The 20,334-nt window shown below is 68.6% G+C and carries 17 protein-coding genes; 10 read left to right on the top strand and 7 right to left on the bottom strand.

The window, feature by feature from the left end; all coding sequences use genetic code 11:
• Positions 1-540: 540 nt before the first annotated feature.
• Genes ACQG3P_RS04830 through ACQG3P_RS04820 form a run of 3 tightly spaced genes read right to left on the bottom strand, consistent with a single transcriptional unit; the run spans position 541 to position 3,812 of the window.
• The gene (locus tag ACQG3P_RS04830) at positions 541-1,806 is read right to left on the bottom strand and encodes an ectonucleotide pyrophosphatase/phosphodiesterase (RefSeq protein ID WP_426804350.1); all 1,266 of its coding nucleotides are present in this window, start codon (positions 1,804-1,806) and stop codon (positions 541-543) included.
• Between the two features lie 52 nt (positions 1,807-1,858).
• Positions 1,859-2,350 carry a methylated-DNA--[protein]-cysteine S-methyltransferase gene (locus ACQG3P_RS04825; RefSeq protein WP_093533142.1) on the bottom strand — a complete coding sequence of 164 codons (492 nt, stop codon included), beginning with the start codon at positions 2,348-2,350 and terminating at the stop codon, positions 1,859-1,861.
• Positions 2,351-2,354: 4 nt separating this feature from the next.
• Positions 2,355-3,812 carry an AlkA N-terminal domain-containing protein gene (locus ACQG3P_RS04820; RefSeq protein WP_320458877.1) on the bottom strand — a complete coding sequence of 486 codons (1,458 nt, stop codon included), beginning with the start codon at positions 3,810-3,812 and terminating at the stop codon, positions 2,355-2,357.
• Positions 3,813-3,984: 172 nt separating this feature from the next.
• Here ACQG3P_RS04820 and ACQG3P_RS04815 point away from each other — a divergent pair, with 172 nt between their 5' ends.
• The 4 genes from ACQG3P_RS04815 (at position 3,985) to ubiM (ending at position 7,411) form a co-directional block, all read left to right on the top strand.
• Positions 3,985-5,124: a hypothetical protein gene (locus ACQG3P_RS04815; RefSeq protein ID WP_184125494.1), complete on the top strand. Its 1,140-nt coding sequence runs from the start codon at positions 3,985-3,987 to the stop codon at positions 5,122-5,124.
• A gap of 61 nt (positions 5,125-5,185) precedes the next feature.
• Complete coding sequence (locus ACQG3P_RS04810) at positions 5,186-5,716, top strand: DUF4019 domain-containing protein (protein ID WP_426804349.1); 531 nt, start codon at positions 5,186-5,188, stop codon at positions 5,714-5,716.
• A gap of 15 nt (positions 5,717-5,731) precedes the next feature.
• A complete protein-coding gene (locus ACQG3P_RS04805; protein ID WP_093533144.1) occupies positions 5,732-6,133 on the top strand; it encodes an MAPEG family protein in 402 nt (133 codons plus the stop codon).
• Positions 6,134-6,220: 87 nt separating this feature from the next.
• Positions 6,221-7,411 (top strand): 5-demethoxyubiquinol-8 5-hydroxylase UbiM, encoded by a 1,191-nt coding sequence (gene ubiM, locus ACQG3P_RS04800; RefSeq protein ID WP_426804348.1) that lies wholly within the window; start codon positions 6,221-6,223, stop codon positions 7,409-7,411.
• Positions 7,412-7,461: 50 nt separating this feature from the next.
• Here the strand turns inward: ubiM and ACQG3P_RS04795 are convergent, their stop codons facing one another.
• A complete protein-coding gene (locus ACQG3P_RS04795; protein ID WP_068850383.1) occupies positions 7,462-7,692 on the bottom strand; it encodes an RNA-binding S4 domain-containing protein in 231 nt (76 codons plus the stop codon).
• A gap of 268 nt (positions 7,693-7,960) precedes the next feature.
• On the opposite strand from ACQG3P_RS04795, the gene ACQG3P_RS04790 reads away from it, so the two are divergent.
• The 6 genes from ACQG3P_RS04790 (at position 7,961) to ACQG3P_RS04765 (ending at position 17,724) form a co-directional block, all read left to right on the top strand.
• Entirely contained in the window at positions 7,961-9,916 is a 1,956-nt protein-coding gene (locus tag ACQG3P_RS04790; RefSeq protein WP_426804347.1) for a DEAD/DEAH box helicase, read from the top strand.
• Positions 9,917-10,084: 168 nt separating this feature from the next.
• A complete protein-coding gene (locus ACQG3P_RS04785; RefSeq protein WP_426804346.1) occupies positions 10,085-12,502 on the top strand; it encodes a putative bifunctional diguanylate cyclase/phosphodiesterase in 2,418 nt (805 codons plus the stop codon).
• A 121-nt stretch (positions 12,503-12,623) separates the two neighbouring features.
• Complete coding sequence (locus ACQG3P_RS04780; RefSeq protein WP_426804345.1) at positions 12,624-14,276, top strand: sensor domain-containing diguanylate cyclase; 1,653 nt, start codon at positions 12,624-12,626, stop codon at positions 14,274-14,276.
• Positions 14,277-14,313: 37 nt separating this feature from the next.
• Entirely contained in the window at positions 14,314-15,036 is a 723-nt protein-coding gene (locus ACQG3P_RS04775) for a pseudouridine synthase (RefSeq protein WP_093533149.1), read from the top strand.
• Positions 15,037-15,112: 76 nt separating this feature from the next.
• Complete coding sequence (locus ACQG3P_RS04770) at positions 15,113-16,183, top strand: sensor domain-containing diguanylate cyclase (RefSeq protein ID WP_426804344.1); 1,071 nt, start codon at positions 15,113-15,115, stop codon at positions 16,181-16,183.
• A 377-nt stretch (positions 16,184-16,560) separates the two neighbouring features.
• Positions 16,561-17,724 (top strand): AAA family ATPase, encoded by a 1,164-nt coding sequence (locus ACQG3P_RS04765; RefSeq protein ID WP_426804343.1) that lies wholly within the window; start codon positions 16,561-16,563, stop codon positions 17,722-17,724.
• A gap of 270 nt (positions 17,725-17,994) precedes the next feature.
• On the opposite strand, the gene ACQG3P_RS04760 is transcribed toward ACQG3P_RS04765, so the two are convergent.
• Genes ACQG3P_RS04760 through ACQG3P_RS04750 form a run of 3 tightly spaced genes read right to left on the bottom strand, consistent with a single transcriptional unit; the run spans position 17,995 to position 20,247 of the window.
• Positions 17,995-18,942 carry a DMT family transporter gene (locus ACQG3P_RS04760; RefSeq protein ID WP_426804342.1) on the bottom strand — a complete coding sequence of 316 codons (948 nt, stop codon included), beginning with the start codon at positions 18,940-18,942 and terminating at the stop codon, positions 17,995-17,997.
• Between the two features lie 55 nt (positions 18,943-18,997).
• Positions 18,998-19,816: a DUF72 domain-containing protein gene (locus ACQG3P_RS04755; protein ID WP_426804341.1), complete on the bottom strand. Its 819-nt coding sequence runs from the start codon at positions 19,814-19,816 to the stop codon at positions 18,998-19,000.
• A complete protein-coding gene (locus ACQG3P_RS04750; protein WP_426804340.1) occupies positions 19,813-20,247 on the bottom strand; it encodes a VOC family protein in 435 nt (144 codons plus the stop codon). The genes ACQG3P_RS04755 and ACQG3P_RS04750 overlap by 4 nt, the downstream gene beginning before the upstream one ends.
• Positions 20,248-20,334 lie beyond the last annotated feature (87 nt).

Below are 20,334 nucleotides of genomic sequence, written 5' to 3'. Positions count from 1 at the left end.
TGGTACCGCCTGCGCTCCACGAAGCGCAGGTGGCCTGAACGCCCCTTGAGAGTGTCCAGAAAAACTTGACCACCACAACCCATCCATGGGGGCTTGGCAAAAACATCCATGTTTTTGACAGTCCCGCAAACCCGCCCCCGCCGACCCTCGACGGTGTGTTGGTGGCCACGGAAGATCAACGGCGGTGTCGATCATCTTCATGCGTTACCGGCCGCGGTGGCGCTGCATGCCGTCGTTCGGGAACCGACGCTACCGGACGAGGTTGATTCAGCGTACCCAGCCGGGTACCCGGCCCCACGTTCATTCGGCGTACCCGCTGCGTAGGGACACGCCATGCGTGTCTGATTTTCGTATCCGCACGCGACCATCTGTCGGGGAGGCCGGCGGGCAGCTCCTGTAGGGACTGTCAAAAACATGGATGTTTTTGCCAAGCCCCCAAGGATGGGTTTAAGGCGTGTCCCGTAAGGGGCTGCCCGTCGGCCTCCCCAGCACGGAAAAACTGAAACGCTGCGATTCGCGCCAACCCATCAGCAATCAAAATCACTTCAACGCAGGAACCAGTGTCTCGGGATTGCCATCGTTCGGGGCGGCCGGAATGCCCAGCAGACGTGTCATCAACGGGTAGAGGTCTACGTTGTCGAAGCCGGGCAGGGTGGCGCCCTGTTTGAACGATGGACCGCGGGCGATGAAGATCGCGCGCATCGAGGGCAGGGCGTTGTCGTAGCCGTGCGAACCACGGTCGCCGGGTTTGCGCTCGGCCAGGCGCTCACGGGTCAGCGCGTTCCAGCCTTCGTGCATCTGGCAGATGATCGGCGGGATGCGCGGATTGGAGCCGTACTCCCAGCGCGCCGGCAGCGTCTGCCGCGTCCAGCAGTCGTAGTTCGCGTGCGCGCCCAGCAGGATCGCCTCGGCCGCCGCTTGTTTTCCAGGCAGCGGGGCGAAGCCGATCGACTGGCCCGTCGACACATTGCTGGCGATGGCGGGGTCGACCATGTCTTCCACCGCGATGGTCTGGCCATCGGGTACCTGCGCCATGCCGTGGTCCGAGACCACGATCAGGTTGGTGCTGCCATCCAGGCCGCGTGCCGCAAGGCCGTCGAGCAGGCGACCGATGGCCGTGTCCACCTGGACGATGGCGGCGGCGTACTCGGGGGAATCCGGACCGTAATGGTGGCCGGCCTTGTCGACCTGCTCCATGTACAGGGTGACCAGTCGCGGCGCATCCGCGCCGTCATCGCCGACCCATCGCAACACGTCATCGACGCGGTCGGCGAGGGGCACATCGGGGCTGTAGACCCGCCACTGGCTCGGCCGCACGCCCTGGATGGCCGCCTCGCTGCCTGGCCACGACCAGGTGGCGCTGCGCAGGCCAGCCTTCTCCGCGCCGACCCAGATCGGCTCGCCACCCCACCAGCGCGAATCGGTCACCGCCTCCGGCAGGTTGACCTGGAACCGACCCAGCACCTCTTCCTGCATGCTGTTGTGGATGATGCCGTGGTGGTTCGGGCGCAGCCCGGTGACCAGCGTGTAGTGGTTGGGGAAGGTGAGCGACGGGTACGACGGCGTCATCCAGCGGGCGCGTACGCCGTCGTGCGCGATGCGCGACAGGTTCGGCGTGATGCCACGGTCGAGCATGTCCGCACGCAGGCCGTCGATCGAGACCAGCAGCAGTTTCGGCGTAGTGGCCACAACCGCAGCGGCGCCGGCGGCAGCCGCCGTTGGCGGCGTGGGCGTGGGCGGAGCGCTGGCACAGCTGGTCAGCGCGAGGGCGGCGGCAAGCGCCAGCGAAAGGCGAACGGAAATCATCGGCCCATGATAGTCCGCCGCAGTGACGCGGCGAAGACAACCGATGGCACGGTCAGGCGAACAGCGGCTGCGTGCGCGATTCGAGTTCGAGCAATGCGGCCTTGGTTTCCAGGCCGCCACCGAAACCGGTAAGTGCGCCGCTGCTGCCGATCACGCGGTGGCAGGGCAGCACGATGGGCAGTGGGTTGCGTCCGTTGGCTGCGCCCACCGCGCGGCTGGCCGTGGGCTGGCCGATGTGGCGTGCCAGCTGCACGTAGCTCCAGGTTTCGCCGAACGGAATGTCGGCCAGCGCCTTCCATACGCGCAGCTGGAACCCGGTGCCGTGCGGGGCCAGGGGCAGTTCGAAGCCGCTGCGTTCGCCGCGCAGATACTGCAGCAGCTGGGTGCGCGCTTCGCGCAGCGCATGCGCATCGCGCTGCCACTGTGCGCGGCCCTTGGCGTCGTAGCGGTTGTTTTCGAACAGGATGTGGTGGATGCCCTGGCTGTCGCCGGCGACGGTCAGGGCGCCGATGGGGCTGTCGAAGGTGTCGTAGAGCAGGTTCATGCGGTTACTCCGAAGCGGACGTGGCCAGATGCCACAGGTGCAGCACGGCGTACGCACGCCAGGGCCGCCAGGCCTGCGAACGGGCCTCGGTGGCACGCTCGGTCAGGCGGGTATCACCGCCCAGCACCTGCTGCAGCACCAGGTCGCCGGCGGGGAAGGCATCGGGCAGCGCCAAGGCGCGCAGCGCGATGTAGTGCGCGGTCCACGGCCCGATCCCGGGCAGCGCCACGCAGCGTTCGATGAAGGTATCCAGGCGCTGGCCGGCATGGAAATCCAGCCTGCCGTCGGCGACGGCGGCGGCCACCGCGCGCACGGTGGCCGCTCGGGTGCGCGGCAGGCCGATGCCTTCCAGCGGCGCGTCGGCCAGCTGCTGCGGCGTGGGGAACTGGCGGTCCAGGCCCTCGGGCATGCCGTCCAGCGCGGTGCCGAAGCGGTCTACCACGCGCCGCGCCAGGGTGATGGCCGCGGCCACGCTGACCTGCTGGCCCAGCACGGCGCGCACCGCCACTTCGAAGCCATCCCAACCGCCGGGTACGCGCAGCCCGGGACGTGCGGCGATACCGCGCGCAAGCAGCGGATCCTGGCCGAGCGTGGCGTGCACGATGCGCAGGTCCGCGTCCAGGTCGAAGATGCGCCGCACCCGGCGCACGATGCCGGGGATCGCGCGCGGATCGACCTGGCCCAGCTGCAGCAGCAGCTCGGGCCGGCGCGGGTCGGCGGTGACCCGGATCACCGAGGGGCGTTCGGCCGGGCCGATCACGCGCTGGTAGCTGGTGTCGTCGATCTGCTCAATGCCGGGAATGCAGCGGCGGCGCAGGAAGCCCAGCATCGCGGCAAAATCCAGCGGCGGCCGGTAGCCCAGGCGCAGGGTCAGCGCGCCGTCGGCCAGCACGCCGCGCTGGCGCCGGATCGCGGTGGGCGGCATGCCGCAGCCTTCCACGAACGCGGCGTTGAATCGGCGCAGGCTGTTGTAGCCGGCGGCCATGGCCACGTCGGTGACCGGCAACGCGGTTTCGGTCAGCAGCTGCTTGGCCAGCAGCAGCCGGCGGGTAGCGTGGATCTGCGCCGGGGCCGCGCCCAGCCGCGCCACGAACAGCCGCTGCAGCTGGCGCGCGCTCAGGCCGAGCCGGGCGGCCAGGTCGCCCACCGCCGCATCCTGCAGGAAGCCATCGTGGATCAGCGCCAGAGCACGCTGCAGGGTTTCGTTGCTGAGTGCGTCCTGCGCCTCCGGGGCCAGTTCCGGCCGGCAGCGCAGGCAGGGGCGGAAGCCGGCCGCCGCCGCAGCGGCGGCGGTGGGGTAGTAGTCGACATTGACCGGCTTCGGCGCCGGCGCCGGGCAGACCGGACGGCAGTAGATGCCGGTGCTGCGCACGGCAGTGAAAAACACGCCGTCGAAGCGCGCATCGCGGGCCAGGCGGGCGCTTTCGCAGGCGGCGTAGTCCAGGGGCAGGGCGGTGTCCATGGAGCCCAGTCTATGCGCCCGGCCAGGGCCCGGCTCGCCGTTTTCGGACAGCAATGCCGGGCACGCCTGGTGCGGTTCAGGGCAGGTTCCCGCGATGCCGGCCGGGCGCACTAGACTGTGCCTTCATGTGCCGTTTTCGGCACGCCCTTTGTCTGGAAGCCGGGTGTCCATGCTGCTCAAGTCGTGCGGGTTGTTGCTGTTGTGCCTGGGGCTGGCCGCCTGCAGCCAGCTGGAGAACCCCGGCAACGTCACCGCCGCCGACAAGGCGGTGCGGGCGCAGACCGCCGACGGCGACCACATGGTGTCGTTCAACGCCGCCGATGCACCGCCCGCGCCACCGCCGCCGCCCCGCAAGGGCGAGCAGGGCTGGCCCACGGTAGCGCTGGACAACGGCAAGGCCTGGCTCAGCTGCGACACCGAGTACGCCAACGACGGCGGCGACGGCGCCGCGTTGGAGGCGCTGGACCGGGCGAGCCTGGAAGCGGCCATCGCCCCGTGCGTGGAACGTGGCCTGCTGCGCGTGCGCTACGCGGGCAAGATCAATCCCGGGTTCGCCGAACTGGTGGCGCGGATCGCGCTGGTGGCCGACGCCCAGCGCGTCTCGCGGCGCATCCTGGACCTGGATTCCAGCGGTGGCCAGGTCGAAGCGGCGATCGTCGCCGGTGACCGCATCGGCGAATCCAACTGGACCATCTGGGTGCGCGAAGGCTCGGTCTGCCACAGCGCCTGCGTGTTCGTGCTGGCGGCCGGTGACAACCGGCTGGTGTCGGGCAAGGTCGGCATCCACCGCATGATGCGGATCAGTTCGAAGGCGACCTCGCGTGCCGAGCTCAACCTGGAACTCCACGAGGTCTACGACAACGTCAAGGATTACCTGCAGCGCAACGGCGTGGCCGTCGGCGTGGCCGACCTGATGATGACCGTGCCCAACCGCAGCCTGCGCCTGCTCAGCAGCGAGGAGCTGCGCCAGTTCGGCCTGGACGGCACCAATGCGGTGCAGGACGACCTGGAGCGGATCAAGCAGATGCGCAAGTGCGGCGACGATTTCGTGCGCCGCAAGGACGCGTTCCTGGTCGCCTTCGACCAGGAGTGCAAGCGCGAAGGCAGCGAACTGGACGTGATTACCCGCTGCGGGCAGACGCTCAAACAGCGTTTTGGTTTCCCGGATGCGACCTGCCCGGACGAAAGCCCCTTGTCGGAAATCGATGTGTCCACGCTGTTGCCCACCGGCGGGAAGCCGCGTGATGCGGTGGCCGAACGCACCGCCAGCGACGCCGACCAGCCCCCCGCCGAGGCGGCCGAACGCAACTGACGGCCTGCTCACGGCATTCCCGTAGACTGCAATGCAGTCCACTGCTGCCTACGGTGTCCCGATGCGCGTTCCGCTGCTGCTGTCGCTCCTGCTTCCCGCCGTTGCCCTGGCCCAGACCCCGCCGCCGGCCACCCCGGCCCCGGCGCCCGCGCGCCCCGCACCTGTCGCCCCGGCCGCACCGGCACGCCCGGCATTGACCCCGCAGCAGCAGGCGCAGGTGCAGAAGCAGGACCAGGAAATGGCTGCGGCCGGCTTGAAGGTGGCGACCCTGGTTGACACCGGTCGCGCTGCCGAGGCCTGGAAGGGTGCTTCCGAGGTGGCCCGCAAGTCCGTCACCGAACAGGCTTTCGTGGCCCAGCTCGACGGCGACCGCAAACGCCTCGGCGCGCTGCTCTCGCGCGGGCAGCCAGTCGTGACCAGGGTCAAGTACAAGCCGGGCGCGACCGTGCCCGAGGGCCTCTACATCAACGTCAGTTTCCCCACCAAGTTCGCCAACAACGCCCAGCCGGTCCGCGAGCTGGTGTCGTTCCGTTTCGATGAAGACAAGGTCTGGCGCCTGGCCGGCTACAGCGTCCGCGCCGCCGCGCCCTGACCGCAGGAGAAATGCATGGGTATCGAGATCCAGATGCTGGGTTGGGCCATCGTGCTGGGCCTGGTGCAGGTGATGATCGCCGCAGGCGCGGTCACCCGCGAACGCGGCTTGGCCTGGAATGCCTCGGCCCGCGATGGCGTCGCGCCGCCACCGGGACCGCTGGCTGCACGCCTGCAGCGGGCGCAGGCCAACTTCCTGGAAACCTTCCCGTTCTTCGCCGCCGCCGTGCTGGCGGTAGTGCTCACCCAGCGCCAGGACAGCACCACCGCGCTGGCGGTGCAGCTGTATTTCTGGGCGCGGCTGGTCTACGTGCCGCTGTATGCCGCCGGCATTCCCTACGTGCGCAGCCTGGTCTGGGTGGTTTCGATGCTGGGCATCGTGCTGTTGCTGTGGCGCCTGCTGCACGGGCTGGCGTGAACCGGCGCCGACGCGGCTGATCCAGATCAAGAGCGCGCCTAGCCGCGAGCGGTAAGCTCGGTCGTGGAAACGCAACGGAAACGGATCATGCAGGACGATCGCGGAGTGCAGGCGGTGGATGTGCTGGTGGTGGGCGCTGGGCCAGCGGGGCTGTGTTTCGCCCGCGCGCTGGCCGGCAGCGGCCTGCGGGTGGCGGTGGTGGAGCAGCAGCCGCGCGCGGCGCTGGCCGAGGCCGCCTTCGACGGGCGCGAGATCGCGCTCACCCATGCCTCGCGGCACATCCTGGAGCAGCTGGGCCTGTGGCAGCGACTGGATCCCGCTGAAATTTCGCCGTTGCGCGACGCCAAGGTCATGGATGGGGGTTCACCGTTCGCGTTGACCTTCGCCGCGCGCGACGCGCACGGCAGCGACCTGGGCTGGCTGGTGCCCAATCACCTGATCCGCCGCGCGGCATGGGACAGCGTGCAGGGCCAGGCCGACCTGGAGATCCTCGACCAGTGCAGCGTGCGCGGCATCGTGCCCGGTGAGCGCCACAGCGAGGTGACCCTTGCCGATGGGCGCCGGCTGCAGGCGCGGCTGGTGGTGGCGGCCGACAGCCGGTTCTCGTCCACCCGGCGCATGCTGGGCATCGGCGCGCGCATGCGCGATTTCGGCAAATCGATGCTGGTCTGCCGGATGCAGGTCGAGGTGCCGCACCAGCACACTGCGTGGGAGTGGTTCGGCTATGGCCGCACCATGGCGCTGCTGCCGCTCAACGGCGACCAGGCCTCGGCGGTGATCACCCTGCCACCGCGTGAAATCGAACGGCTGCTGGCGCAGGACGCGGCGACCTTCGGACGCAGCATCAGTGCGTGTTTCGAACACCGCCTGGGGGAGATGACGCCGGTGGCGCGGCCCAATGCGTACCCGCTGGTGGGGGTCTACGCCACTGCCTTCGTGGGCGCGCGCTGCGCGCTGATCGGCGATGCCGCGGTGGGCATGCACCCGGTCACCGCACACGGTTTCAACCTGGGCCTGCAGAGCCAGGACCGGTTGGCCGCGATCCTGCGCCGGGCGGCCGGGCGGGGGAACGATATCGCCGCTCCGGCCGGTCTGGCCGCCTATGAGCGGGGGCACCGGCTGGCCTCACGGCCGCTGTACGAGGCGACCAATGCGATCGCCACGCTCTATACCGATGACCGCCTGCCGGCGCGGGTGCTGCGTCGGGCGGGGCTGCGGCTGGCCCACGGGGTGGCGCCGTTCCGGCAGCTGATTGCCGCGCACCTCACCGGCAGGTGACCACCGTCGGTCCACACCGGTAGGTGACGACCGTTGGTCGTCACACGGGATCAGGGGGCGTCGCTGTCGGCGATGACGTTGATCACGGTGTCGCCGAACTGGACCTGCTGGCCGCCGCGGATCTTGCAGGCCTTGCGCAGCTCCACTTCGCCGTCAACGAGCACCTGGCCGTCGCCGATCACGGTCTTGGCTTCGCCGCCGCTGGTCACCAGGTCGGCCAGCTTCAGCAGCTGCTTCAGTTCCACGTACTCGCTGTCCAGTTCAAATTCGAGGGTCTGCATGGAGCGGGGTATCCTGTGAAGGGGCGCGGAGCGGGGCCGCGCCGAAATCGGGCGCATATTGTGCGCCAGCACGCGGCGTTTACCGCCGCCGCGCTGAAATCTGTACACGTGGTTCAGGATTCATGCGGTATCATCGCGCCCTGAGCGAGTGAATTCTCCTCCGACCGAGCAGCGCCAGGGCACGCGATAAGAAAGGGCGCCCAAAGCGCGGACCATCCCCTTTTTTATGCCACTGCCACGTAAAACGGTAGTGGCTTCGGAGTTCCCCATGTCCCAAGAATCCCCCACGCCGCTGCTGTTCGCAGACCTCGGCCTGTCCGACGCTGTGATGAAGGCTGTTGCCGCCGTCGGCTATGAAACCCCGTCGCCGATCCAGGCCGCCACCATCCCGGCGATGCTGGAAGGCCGCGACGTGCTGGGCCAGGCCCAGACCGGCACCGGCAAGACCGCCGCCTTCGCGCTGCCGGTCCTGTCCAACCTGGATTTCAACCAGACCAAGCCGCAGGTGCTGGTGCTGGCGCCCACCCGTGAACTGGCCATCCAGGTCGCCGAGGCGTTCCAGACCTACTCGTCGGGCATCCCCGGTTTCCGCGTGCTGCCGGTCTACGGCGGCCAGCCGTACGGCCAGCAGCTGCAGGCCCTGCGCCGTGGCGTGCACGTCATCGTGGGCACCCCGGGCCGCGTGATCGATCACCTCGATCGCGGCACCCTGGACCTGTCCGAGCTGAAGACCCTGGTGCTGGACGAAGCCGATGAAATGCTGCGCATGGGCTTCATCGACGACGTCGAAGCCGTGCTGAAGAAGCTGCCGGAAACCCGCCAGGTGGCGCTGTTCTCGGCCACCATGCCGTCGCAGATCCGCCGCATCGCGCAGACCTACCTGAAGAACCCGGCCGAAGTCACCATCGTCAGCAAGACCACCACGTCGGCCAACATCCGCCAGCGTTACTGGTGGGTGAGCGGCATGCACAAGCTGGACGCGCTGACCCGCATCCTGGAAGTGGAACCGTTCGACGCGATGATCATCTTCTCGCGCACCAAGGCGGCCACCGAAGAACTGGCGGAAAAGCTGCAGGCCCGTGGCCTGGCCGCTGCCGCCATCAACGGCGACATGCAGCAGGCGCAGCGTGAGCGCACCATCGGCATGCTGAAGGAAGGCAAGCTGGACATCCTGGTGGCCACCGACGTTGCCGCGCGCGGCCTGGACGTGGAGCGCATCAGCCACGTGCTGAACTATGACATTCCGTACGACACCGAAAGCTACGTGCACCGCATCGGCCGTACCGGCCGTGCCGGCCGCACCGGCGATGCGATCCTGTTCGCCACCCCGCGCGAAAAGGGCATGCTGCGTGCGATCGAGCGCGCCACCCGCCAGCCGATCGAAGAGATGCAGCTGCCGAGCGTGGACGCGGTCAACGACACCCGCATCAACAAGTTCATGAGCCGCATCAGCGATGCGCTCGATGCCGGCGGCACCGATTTCTACCGCGACCTGCTGCAGAAGCTGGAAGGCGAGAAGAACGTGCCGGCGATCGACATCGCCGCCGCGCTGGCCAAGCTGCTGCAGGGCGATTCGCCGTTCCTGCTGACCCCGCCGGTGCGTGGTGCCCGTGAAGAGCGTGCGCCGCACCCGCGTGCCGACCGCAACGACCGTGGCGAGCGCCCGGCGCGTTTCGAACCGCGCTTCGAGCGTGGCCCGCGCCGTGAAGACGACCGCGGCCCGCGTCCGCCGCGTCCGGAAGGCGATTTCGGCGGCAACGACGGTGGCTTCGAACGGGCCCCGCGGCGTGAAATCGCCCCGCGCGGCGAGCCGGAACCCGGCATGGAAACCTTCCGCATCGAAGTGGGCCATGTGCACGGGGTCAAGCCGGGCAACATCGTCGGCGCGATCGCCAATGAAGCCGGGCTGGAAAGCCGCTTCATCGGCCGCATCGACATCCGTGACGACTTCTCGATCCTGGATCTTCCGGCGGAAATGCCGGCCGACCTGCTCAGCCACCTGAAGAAGGTGTGGGTGTCGGGCCAGCAGCTCCAGATGCGCAAGGTCGAGCCGGGTGAAGACACCGCAGGCTCGGGTTCGGCACGCCCGCCGTTCAAGCCGAAGTTCGGCCGCGGCGGCAAGCCGGGCGGTCCGGGTGGTCACCGTGGTCCAGGTGGTCCGGGCGGCAACGACCGTCCCCCGCGTCGTGACGGCTTCAAGCCGCGCGGTCCGCGCAACGGCTGATCGCTCCACATCGCCGCAGCCAGCAACGCCAGCCTTCGGGCTGGCGTTGTTGTTTCAGCTACCTGACCGATCTGACGGCGAAACTTCGCGCCGTTTCAACAAGGCTGGACCTAGCCTGCAATTACAGGGGACTATGCCAAGCACCCATGGGCGCCGGAGGGATCTGCGATGCTGGGAGGCAGCAGGGATGTGGGCAGTACCGCGGTGCCGCATGTGACGCGGGGTTTGACCCTGCGGTTCGTGCTGCTGACCGGCATGGCGGTCGGGCTGGTGGGGTTGTCGGCGCTGATCCAGGAACTGCAGGGCGCCTCCACCGCCTGGATCGTGGGGCAGAGCCATTGGTCGCGCAGCCAGCAGCATGCCTCCTTCGCGCTGGAGCGATACCTCACCTCGGGCAACCCGGCCGCACTGGCCGAAGCGCGCGCGGCGCTGCAGGTGCCGCTGGGTGACCTGGACGCACGCCGCGCGCTGGAACAGGACGACGTGGATCTCGCGCGGGCGCGGCAAGGCTTCCTGCAGGGTGGCAACCAGCCGGGCGACATCAACCGGCTGATCCTGTCGTTCCGCTACCTGGGGCATCTCGGTTACTTCCGCGATGCGGTGCACCTGTGGCAGCAGACCGACCATGGCCTGGCGCAGCTGCAGGCGATGATGGACAGCGCCGAGGCGATGCACGCCGACGGCCGCGTGGAGCCCGCCATGCGCGAAGCATTGCTGGTCCAGCTGCAGGCGTTGGACCGCAGCCTGCAGGCGCAGGCCCGGGCCTTCTCGCTGGCGCTGCTCAATACGGCTTCCATCGTGCGCATGGTCACGCTGGTGGTCGGTGGCCTGTCCGTTCTGCTGATCACCGTGGTTGCCGTGCTGCTGTCACGACGCGTGCGCCATGACCTGATCGACACCGAAAGCCGCTTCCGCGCCGCGTTCTACCAGGCCACGGTGGGCATGCTCAAGCTGGACCACGCCGGGGGCATTGTCGAAGCCAACCAGGCCATGGCCGATATCCTCGGCTATCGCCGCGACGCGCTGCTGGGGATGGAGCTGCCGGAACTGCTGGTGGATGGCGAGCTGGTGCTCGACGAGGCCGGCGAGATCGACTGGCCGCGCCAGCTGCGCCCGGGCGAACTGCGCTTCCGGCATGCCGACGGCGGCCTGCTGTGGGGGCGCTGGAGCGGCACCCTGGTGCGCAGCCCCGGCCGTGAGGTCTCGGTGTTTGCGATCATTGAAGACGTCTCGCAGAACCACGCCCTGGCCCGCGAGGTCGAGCACCACGCCAGCCATGATCCGCTGACCGGGCTGGTCAATCGCCGCGAGATCGAACGCCTGCTGGAACTGGCGCTGCTGGATGTGCGCAGCCATGGCGGGACCCACAGCCTGTGCTACCTGGACCTGGACTATTTCAAGCTGGTCAACGATGGCCTTGGCCACGCGGCGGGTGACCAGTTGCTGCGCGGCTTTGCCGACTACCTGGAAGGTGCGGTGCGCGAAGGGGACTGGGTGGGCCGCATGGGCGGTGACGAGTTCGCGATGTTCCTGGCCGACGCCCGCCAGGAAGAAGCCAAGGAGGTGTTGCAGCGGATCGCACGCAACCTGGGCCAGGCCGGATTCCAGCGCGACGACGGGCTGCCGCGGGTCAGCTGCAGCATCGGGGTGGTCGAAATCACCGCGGAGGTGGCCGATGTGAACTGGCTGATGAGCGCGGCCGACAGCGCCTGCTATGCGGCCAAGCAGGCCGGTCGCAACCGCGTGCATTGTTTCAACGAGAACCGGATGGCGCTGGAGGAGCGGCTGCTGGAAGCAGACCGGCTGGCGCATGTGTCCAGCGCGATCGCCGAAAACCGCATGCTGCTGTACGCCCAGCGCATCGAGCAGGTGGGCGACCCGGGCTTCCTGCATTACGAAGTGCTGGTGCGCATGCGCGGTACCGACGGCCAGCTGCAGGGCCCGGGCGATTTCATGCCGGCCGTGGAGCGCTATGGCATGGGCATGGCGCTGGATCGGCACGTGCTGGGGCTGCTGTTCCGCCACCTGCAGCTGTGCCCGGCGCATGTGCAGCGGCTGGGCCTGTGCAACGTGAACGTATCGGCCCAGTCGATCGCCGAGCCGACGTTCCTGGCCTTCGTCTGCGACCTGCTCGAGCGCAACCGCGGGCTGGCGCGCAAGCTGTGTTTCGAGATCACCGAGACCGCGGCGATCAGCAACCTGGACCAGGCGCGCAGCTTCGTCGAAGGGGTCAAGGCGCGGGGCTGCCGGGTGGCACTGGACGACTTCGGTGCCGGGCTGTCCTCGTTCGGCTACCTGCGCCAGCTGCCGGCGGACATGCTCAAGATCGATGGGGTGTTCGTGCGCGACATGGATATCGATCCGGTCAGCCGTGCCACGGTGCGCGCCATCACCGAAATCGGCCGCGAGCTGCACATGAGCGTGACCGCCGAGTGGGTGGAGTCCGAAGAGATCGCCGCGCAGCTGCGGGCGCTCGGGGTGGAAGGGCTGCAGGGGTATGCCATCGAACGGCCGATGCCGCTGGAAAAGCTCACCCAGCCCTCGCTGTGGCGGGAAACCCCGGTGCCGTCCAGCCGCCTTTCCTGAACTGTGACGTGCACCGGCGCGCCTTCTTGCGATAATCGCCACGGGGACGCCATGCGGTGTGCATGGCGGTGCAGGGCGACAGGGTGATGGTGTGAGGCGCAGCGACGGCGGGATGCAGGGGATGAGCGGGGCCATCAGGTGGCTGACCGGCCTGGTGTGGCTGCTGCTGTCGGCCACGGCGTTGGCCGGCACGGCCCAGGTCGGCCGTGATGTGCTGCTGCTGGGGGCCGCCACCGACCAGCAGGCCCCGCAGCGCCCGTGTTCACCCGAGGTGCTGGCCCATCACCAGGACATCCTTTCGATTCCGGCGCCTGCAGGCGGCTGGTCCGGTGCGCCACAGGCAGTGGATGTGTTCGGGGTGCTGACCGGGGAGGTCCGGATCAGTCACGGCGACCGCCAGATCTGCGGCAGCATGCACGATGCCCGCACCCGGGATTCGCGCTTCCGCGCCGGGGTCGGCATGGTGGTGGTGCCCAAGGCAGGCGAGCGCGAGCCGATCATCGTTTCATGGGCCGCCCCGCTGAAGCCGCGCTGGATTCCGACCGTCCGGCTGGGCGCGCCCAGCCCGGTGCAGCAGAACGATACCGCCCGCCTGCTGGTGCGCGCGGCCTGCATCGCGGTGGCAATCGCTCTGGCGCTGTCGGCGCTGATGGGGTTCGTGACCGCCCGCGACCGCACCTTCCTTTACTACGTGGCGATCTGCGCGGTGTTCGTGCTGTGGCAGGCGGTGCTGGGTGGCCTCAGCGGGTACCCCGAGCCGTGGTTGCCGGTGCACGACCGCGCGTCGTGGTGGCTGGTGGCGCTGAGCACGTTCGCGCTGGCGCTGTTGCTGCCGATCCTGTGGCGGCTCAACGGCGGCGCCCGGTTGTGGCCGGGCTCAGGCAGCGGCCAGCGCGCAGTGCTGTGGGGACTGGTGCTGGCCGGGTTGTGCGTGCCATGGATGGGCAAGGCCGGGCTGGCCTGGATGGCGGCTGCGCTGGAAGCAGTGTTCGTGCTGGGCTGCGTGGTCTGCCTCGGGGTGGGCCTGTGGGCGCTGGTGCAGCGCGATGGCTATGCGGCGGCGGGGCTGTTCGCGCTGGCACCGTGGTGGATCCTGATCATTGCCGACGCGCTGCACGCACACTGGCTGACCGCGTACCGGATCGAGGCGCTGCAGCTGTCGGCGACCTGGTTCCTGATGATGGCCGCCTATGCGCTCAACCTGCGCCTGGGCCGGCTGCGCCAGCAGCGCGACGAGATGCGCCAGCTGGCCGATACCGATGCGTTGACGGGCCTGCCCAACCGCCGCCACGGGCTGCACCTGCTGGCCCGCCATCTGGAACGGGCGGGCGCGGAGCAGCAGCCGCTGGCGATCGGCTTCCTGGACATCGATCTGTTCAAGGACATCAACGACCGCTTCGGCCACGAGGTCGGCGACCAGGTGCTGGTGGCGGTGGCGCGTGGCCTGCGCGGCGCGGTGCGGCTGCAGGACGACGTGATCCGCATGGGCGGCGAGGAATTCCTGGTGCTGCTGCCGGGCGCCAGCCACGGCGCGGCACTGGCGCGGCTGGAAAGCGTGCGCCGGCAGATTCCGACGGTGACCGTGCCGCTGGGCATTTCCGGTCTGGCGGTGACGGTGAGCATCGGGCTGGCGGTGCTGCGCCCGGGCCGTGATGACCTGGCGGGGCTGCTGCGGCGCGCCGACCATGCGATGTACCGGGCCAAGCGCGCGGGGCGCAACCAGGTCTGCGACGGTGAACAGGCGCTGCCGGCGGATGATCCGCTGGTCGCCTGATGCCACGCCGGACGGGGTTTTGCCGGATAATGGCGTGATGACAACCCGACTCAACAAGTTCATTGCCGAAACCGGCTTCTGTTCCCGGCGTGAAGCCGACCGCATCATCGGCGAGCGCCGCGTCACCGTGAACGGCCACCCGGCCGGTACCGGTGCGGTGGTCGGCGAGGGCGACGTGGTGCTGGTCGACGGCCAGCCGCTGCGCGCGCGCGAGGCAAAAAAGGCCGGTGGCCGCCGTCATGTGTACATCGCGCTGAACAAGCCGGTGGGCATCACCTGCACCACTGAAAGTGCGGTGAAGGGCAACATCGTCGATTTCGTCGGCCATGAGCAGCGCATCTTCCCGGTCGGCCGGCTGGACAAGGATTCGGAAGGCCTGATCCTGATGACCAGCAACGGCAACATCGTCAACCAGATCCTGCGCGCGGAGAACAACCACCAGAAGGAATACCTGGTGGCGGTGAACAAGCCGGTGACCGACGAGTTCCTGCGCGGCATGGCGCGCGGGGTGCGCATCCACAATGAAACGACGCTGCCGTGCCGGGCCTCGCGCATCGCCAAGTTCGGCTTCCGGATCGTGCTGCAGCAGGGGCTGAACCGGCAGATCCGGTTGATGGCGGCGGCGTTCGATTACCGGGTGACCCAGCTGCGCCGGGTGCGCATCGACAACGTCAAGATCGGGGCGCTCAAGCCGGGCCAGTGGCGCAACCTGACCGATGCGGAATTGAAGGGGCTGCTGCCGCAGCAGCAGGACTGGTAGGTCCTGCACCGGCGGGTAACCTTTGCCTCGGGTGATCGGGCTAGACTGTGGCCAGCTCCCGGATTCGACCCGCTGCATGATCAAGCCCGAGAAGCCCGTCAACGAGGCGGTTCGCCTGGCGGCACTGTATCGCTACCGCATCCTGGATTCGGAGAAGGAAAAGTCCTTCGAGGATCTGGTGACCATCGCCAAGGCGGTGTGTGGCGCCTCCATGGCGGCGGTCACGCTGATCGACGCTGAACGCCAATGGTTCAAATCCATCCAGGGGACGGAGGCGCAGGAGCTGCCACGCTCGGCGTCGATGTGTGGCCATGCGATCCTGCAGCCGGAACAGGTGATGGTGGTCGAGGACGCGCAACGCGATGTGCGCTTCCACGACAATCCCATCGTGACCGGTGACCCGAAGGTGCGCTTCTACGCGGGGGCGCCGCTGGTGAGTACGGAGGGGTTGCCGATGGGCACGCTGTGCGTGTTCGATCCGCAGCCGCAGCGGTTGGATGCGCAGCAGACCGAGGCGCTGGCGGCACTGTCGCGGCAGGTGATGCTGGTGATGGAGTTGCGCCGGTTTGCGCTGGACATCCAGACGCACATGGTGGAGCGCGACGATTACGAGCGGTTGCTGGGCGAGTACCACGATGTGCTGCTGGCGCAGAACGCGGACCTGGCCGAGCAGAGCCGGACGGATGTGCTGACGGGACTGCCGAACCGGCGGGCGATGGCGGTGGCACTGGATGCGTCGGTGTTGGATGCGGACGGCCAGCCACGACAGACGGCGGTGGCGCTGGTGGATATCGATCATTTCAAGCAGATCAACGATTTCAACGGGCACGCGACCGGCGACCGGGTGCTGGCGGAGTTGGGGGTGCTGCTGCGGGCGCAGTTCTCGGGCCGCGGGCTGGCGGCGCGCTATGGCGGGGAGGAGTTCGTGGTGCTGATGCCCGATACGGACCTGCGCACGGCGGAACTGCAGTGCGATTTCCTGCGGATGGCGGTTTCCGACCTGCCGCTGGGGTTTCCGGTGACGGTCAGTATCGGGGTCGCGGCGCATCGTTCAGGTGACACCGTGGAGCAGACATTGGAGCGCGCCGATGCCGCCTTGTACCGGGCGAAGGGCAACGGGCGGAATCGGGTTGAGTTGGCGCCCTGAGTTTTAGAGCCTTGGTCTGCGGGCGTGCCTGGTTTGGCTGGCGGGTGTGGGTTTGCGGGACACGCTGCAAGTCCCGCTCCGCGGCCCGGCCCAGCCGCCAGCGGCTGTGCGTTCAGTCGCACGCGAGGCAGTGCCTCGCAAGCAGTGCGCCTTCACCCATGTAAGCTCGTTCGCGCCATCCATGGCGCTCTACGGTCCCGCAAACCCACCCCCGCCAGCCTTTGACAGTGTGCCGGTGATTCGCTGAAAAGCCGTAGAGCCCTGCCGTGCCCGGCGGCTTTGGCGTGACGATTGACGGGGTCAATTGCGCCATCAATCGCAATACCTGCGACCTATCGCTGTCATCCTGCACGCCTGTTTCCCTGCGGAGTCCTTCCGTGCTGCAGACCCTCGCCATTTCCAACTACCGTTCCCTGCACGATCTGGTCGTGCCGATGGGGGCATTGAACCTGGTCACCGGTGACAACGGCAGTGGCAAGTCCAGCCTGTACCGCGCGCTGCGGCTGCTGGCCGATACGGCGCGGGGAGGAGTGACGCCGTCGCTGGCGCGGGAGGGCGGGTTCCAGTCGGCGCTGTGGGCCGGTCCGGAGCGGTTGGACCGGCGGATGCTGTCGGGCGAGGTGCCGGTGCAGGGCGGGCCGCGGCAGGCGTCGGTGGCGCTGCGGCTGGGTTTTGCGGCGGATGATTTCGGGTATGCGATCGATCTGGGCTACCCGGTGGCCGATTCGCATTCGATGTTCAACCTGGACCCGCAGATCAAGTGCGAGAGCATCTGGGCCGGGCCGTTCCTGCGCAGCAGCAACGTGCTGGTGGAGCGGCGCGGGGCGATGGTGCGGCGGCGCAGTGGGCGCAGCTGGGAGGTGCTGGAATCGAACCTGTCGGTGCACGAAAGCCTGTTTACGCAGGTGGCCGATCCGCAGCGGATGCCGGAGGTGCTGCGGCTGCGCGAGACGCTGCGCAGCTGGCGCTTCTATGATCATTTCCGCAGTGACCGGGATGCGCCGGCCCGGCAGGCGAGCCTGGCCACGCGTACGCCGGTGCTGAGCCACGATGGGCATGACCTGGCGGCGGCGTGGCGGACGATCGTGGAGATCGGCGATCCGGATGCACTGGCGGCAGCGCTGGACGATGCGTTCCCCGGGGCGCGGGTCTACATTGAGCCGAGTGAGGATCACCTGAGCCTGAAGTTCCACCAGCCCGGTCTGCTGCGGCCGCTGGGTGCGGCGGAGCTGTCCGACGGGACCTTGCGCTATCTGTTGCTGATCGCGGCGCTGCATACGCCGCGCCCGCCGCCGTTGATGGTGCTCAACGAGCCGGAAACCAGCCTGCATCCGGACCTGCTGCCGGCGCTGGGGCGGTTGATCATCGGGGCGGCGGCGCGCAGCCAGGTGTGGGTGGTGTCGCATGCCAGCCGGTTGATCGCGGCGCTGCGCGAGGCAGAGTCGTGCACGTCGATCGCGCTGGAAAAGCAGATGAGCCGTACGACGCTGGTGGGCCAGGGCGTGCTGGACGCGCCGGCATGGTACTGGCCCGAACGCTGATGCCGGAAGCGTTGGCCCGTAAAAAGTGGATCGGTTAACGGATTGGTGAAATGGATCGGTGAAATGGATCGGGAAAACGGATCGGGAAAACGGATCGGGAAACGGATCGGGAAACGGATCGGGAAACGGATCGGGAAAACGGACCGGAAAACGGATCGGTAGAGCGGACTGTTAGTCCGCTGCTTTTCGCGCGAAAGGCAGCCGACTAACAGTCGGCTCTACCCGTCGGCTCTACCCGCCGGCTCCACCCGTCGCGCGGGTTCCGGTTCTTCACTCGGCGATGTTGCGCGCTTCGGCGGTGCCCAGGATCTCGGGATGCTGCACTTTCTTGCGCCGGTTCAACAGCGGGTGCAGGAAGACCGCGCCGACGATGATCGCCACGCCGGCATAGAACAGCGGGGTGAGTTCACGCTGTTCGCTCAGCAGGACCATGGCCAACAGGATCGCGTAGACCGGTTCGAGGTTGGTGACCAGCTGCACGGTGTAGGCGCTGAGGTGGCGCAGCGCGACCAGCGCCAGGGCGAACGGCAGCAGGGTGCACACGCCGGCCAGGGCCAGCAGCAGCACCCCGTCGCGCAGGTCGGGTATCACCCACAGCGGGCTGGCCAGCGCGGGCAGCAGGAACGGCAGCAGCGGGGCGAGCAGGGTCAGGGTGACGGTGCCGGCGCCCAGTTCCACCGCGGTGACGGTGAGTGGGTCGGCGTGGCTGACCAGCCGCTTGTTGAGCGAGCCGAAGATGGCGACCAGCAATGCGGACATGGCGCCGACCAGCACGCCCACGCGCATGCCGTCAGGCACGCCGCCAACCACCATGCCCACGCCCGGCAGCACGGCGATACCGAAGGCCAGTTCGCGCAGCTGGAAGGGGCGCTTGGCGACCCAGGGTTCGATGACGGCGGTGAACACCGGGGCCAGCGCGATGCAGGTGGCCGCCACCGAGGCATTGGCCAGCTTCACCGCGCCGTAGAAGGTGAGCCAGTGCAGGGCGACCAGCGCGCCCACGCCGCAGTAGCCGGCGAACAGGGCGGGGGAGAGTTGGCGCAACCCGCGCCAGACGCGCGGCAGCAGGGCCAGCATGGCCACCACCAGCAGCATGCGCCACCACACCAGCGGCAACGCGGGCAGGCTGATGAGCTTGCCGAGGATGGCGGTGATGCCCCACAGCAGCACGCAGAAGTGGATTTGCAGCAGCGCTTTGCGGGTGTCGGTCATCGGCATCCGCGTATTGTGCGTCAATCGGCAAGGCCCCGATAGCGCGGGGCCTTGCCCGGCCCTACGCGCCGACCTGCTGCAGTTGTTTCCGCAGCGCCACCGCGGCGCCCGGGTTGCGGTGCTTGGCGGCGCCGATGAACAGCATGTACACCTCGCGCGGCCCACTGGCGGGGGCGTCGGCCGTGATGTGCGGCAGGTCGGGGTTGTCGTCGCCACGCGCCCAGCGCATCGCGCGCAGGCACCACTGTTCCAGCGTGCGCTCGGGGTAGCCGGCACGCAGGTTGGCGCGCGACTGCATCAGCCTGGCGTAGATGAAATCCGCGGTGGGGTCGGCAAAGCTGGGGTAATCGGCCGAGCCGCTGAACACCAGGGCCGCGCCGTGCGCGCGCGCCACGGCCACCAGCTCCGGCGTCCACGCCGCGGCATTGCGCACTTCCAGTGCGTGCCGGAGCAGCTGTCCATTGGCCTTGCCGGGCAGGGCATCGAGGAACCGATCGAACTCCTGTGCACCCGCCGGATGGGTATCGCCAAACTGCCACACCAGCGGGCCCAGGCGATCCTCCAGCGCGGTGATGCCGTTGATGAAGTTGTCGGCGCGTGCGCCGGCCGCCGCCAGGTCGTGGGTCTGGGTGATCGTGCGTGGCGCCTTGGCGGAGAATTTGAAGCCCGGCGGGGTCTGCTCGCGCCACTGCGCGTACACCGCCGGCTTCTGCGCGCGGTAGAAGGTGCTGTTGATCTCGATGCAGCCAAGCTGGCGGCTGGCATGCGCCAGCTCCTCGCGCTGCGGCAGGCCGGCGGGGTAGAACGTGCCACCGCGCCAGGCCGGGAACACCCAACCGCCGATGCCGGTATGAATCGGTCCGGGAACAGCGTGCTTCAAGCGTCGGTCTCCTTCCAGGGGTCGTAGCTGCCGAACCACCACAGGTGGCCCTCGAGGTCGCGGCAGGCATAGCCGCGGCCGCCGTAGTCCTGGTCGGCGATATCGATCGCCAGCTCGGCCCCGGCGGCGACCGCGCGCTCGTAGTGGGCATCGGGGTCGGTCACGATGACGCAGGCACTCTGGGTTTCGCGGCCCTCGACGTCATCGGGTTGCACGATGAGCTTGCCCCAGTCGCCGCCGTTGTCGACCGAGCCGAGCATGATCATGCCGGAGCCGTACACCAGCTGTGCGTGGTACACGAGGTCGCCTTCGGCGTACACGGCCTGCGCGGTGAACCCGAACGCACGCTCCAGCCAGGCGATGGCCGCGCGCGCGTCGCGATAGCGCAGGCAGGGAATGATGGTGGAACCGCGGTCGGTGGGGACGGTCATGCGGGTGCTCCGGGGTGGGCGGCTTCTGGCACAGGCGAGCCTGCGGCCGGCCGCGTTACCATCGCGCGAAACCTGGCGTAACCGACC

The sequence above is a fragment of the Stenotrophomonas sp. SrG genome (genome assembly GCF_050031795.1).
In the GTDB taxonomy this organism is placed as follows: Bacteria; Pseudomonadota; Gammaproteobacteria; order Xanthomonadales; family Xanthomonadaceae; genus Stenotrophomonas; species Stenotrophomonas rhizophila_A.
The sequence above is the reverse complement of the archived record's forward strand: the minus strand, read 5'-3'. Positions and strand labels throughout refer to the sequence as shown.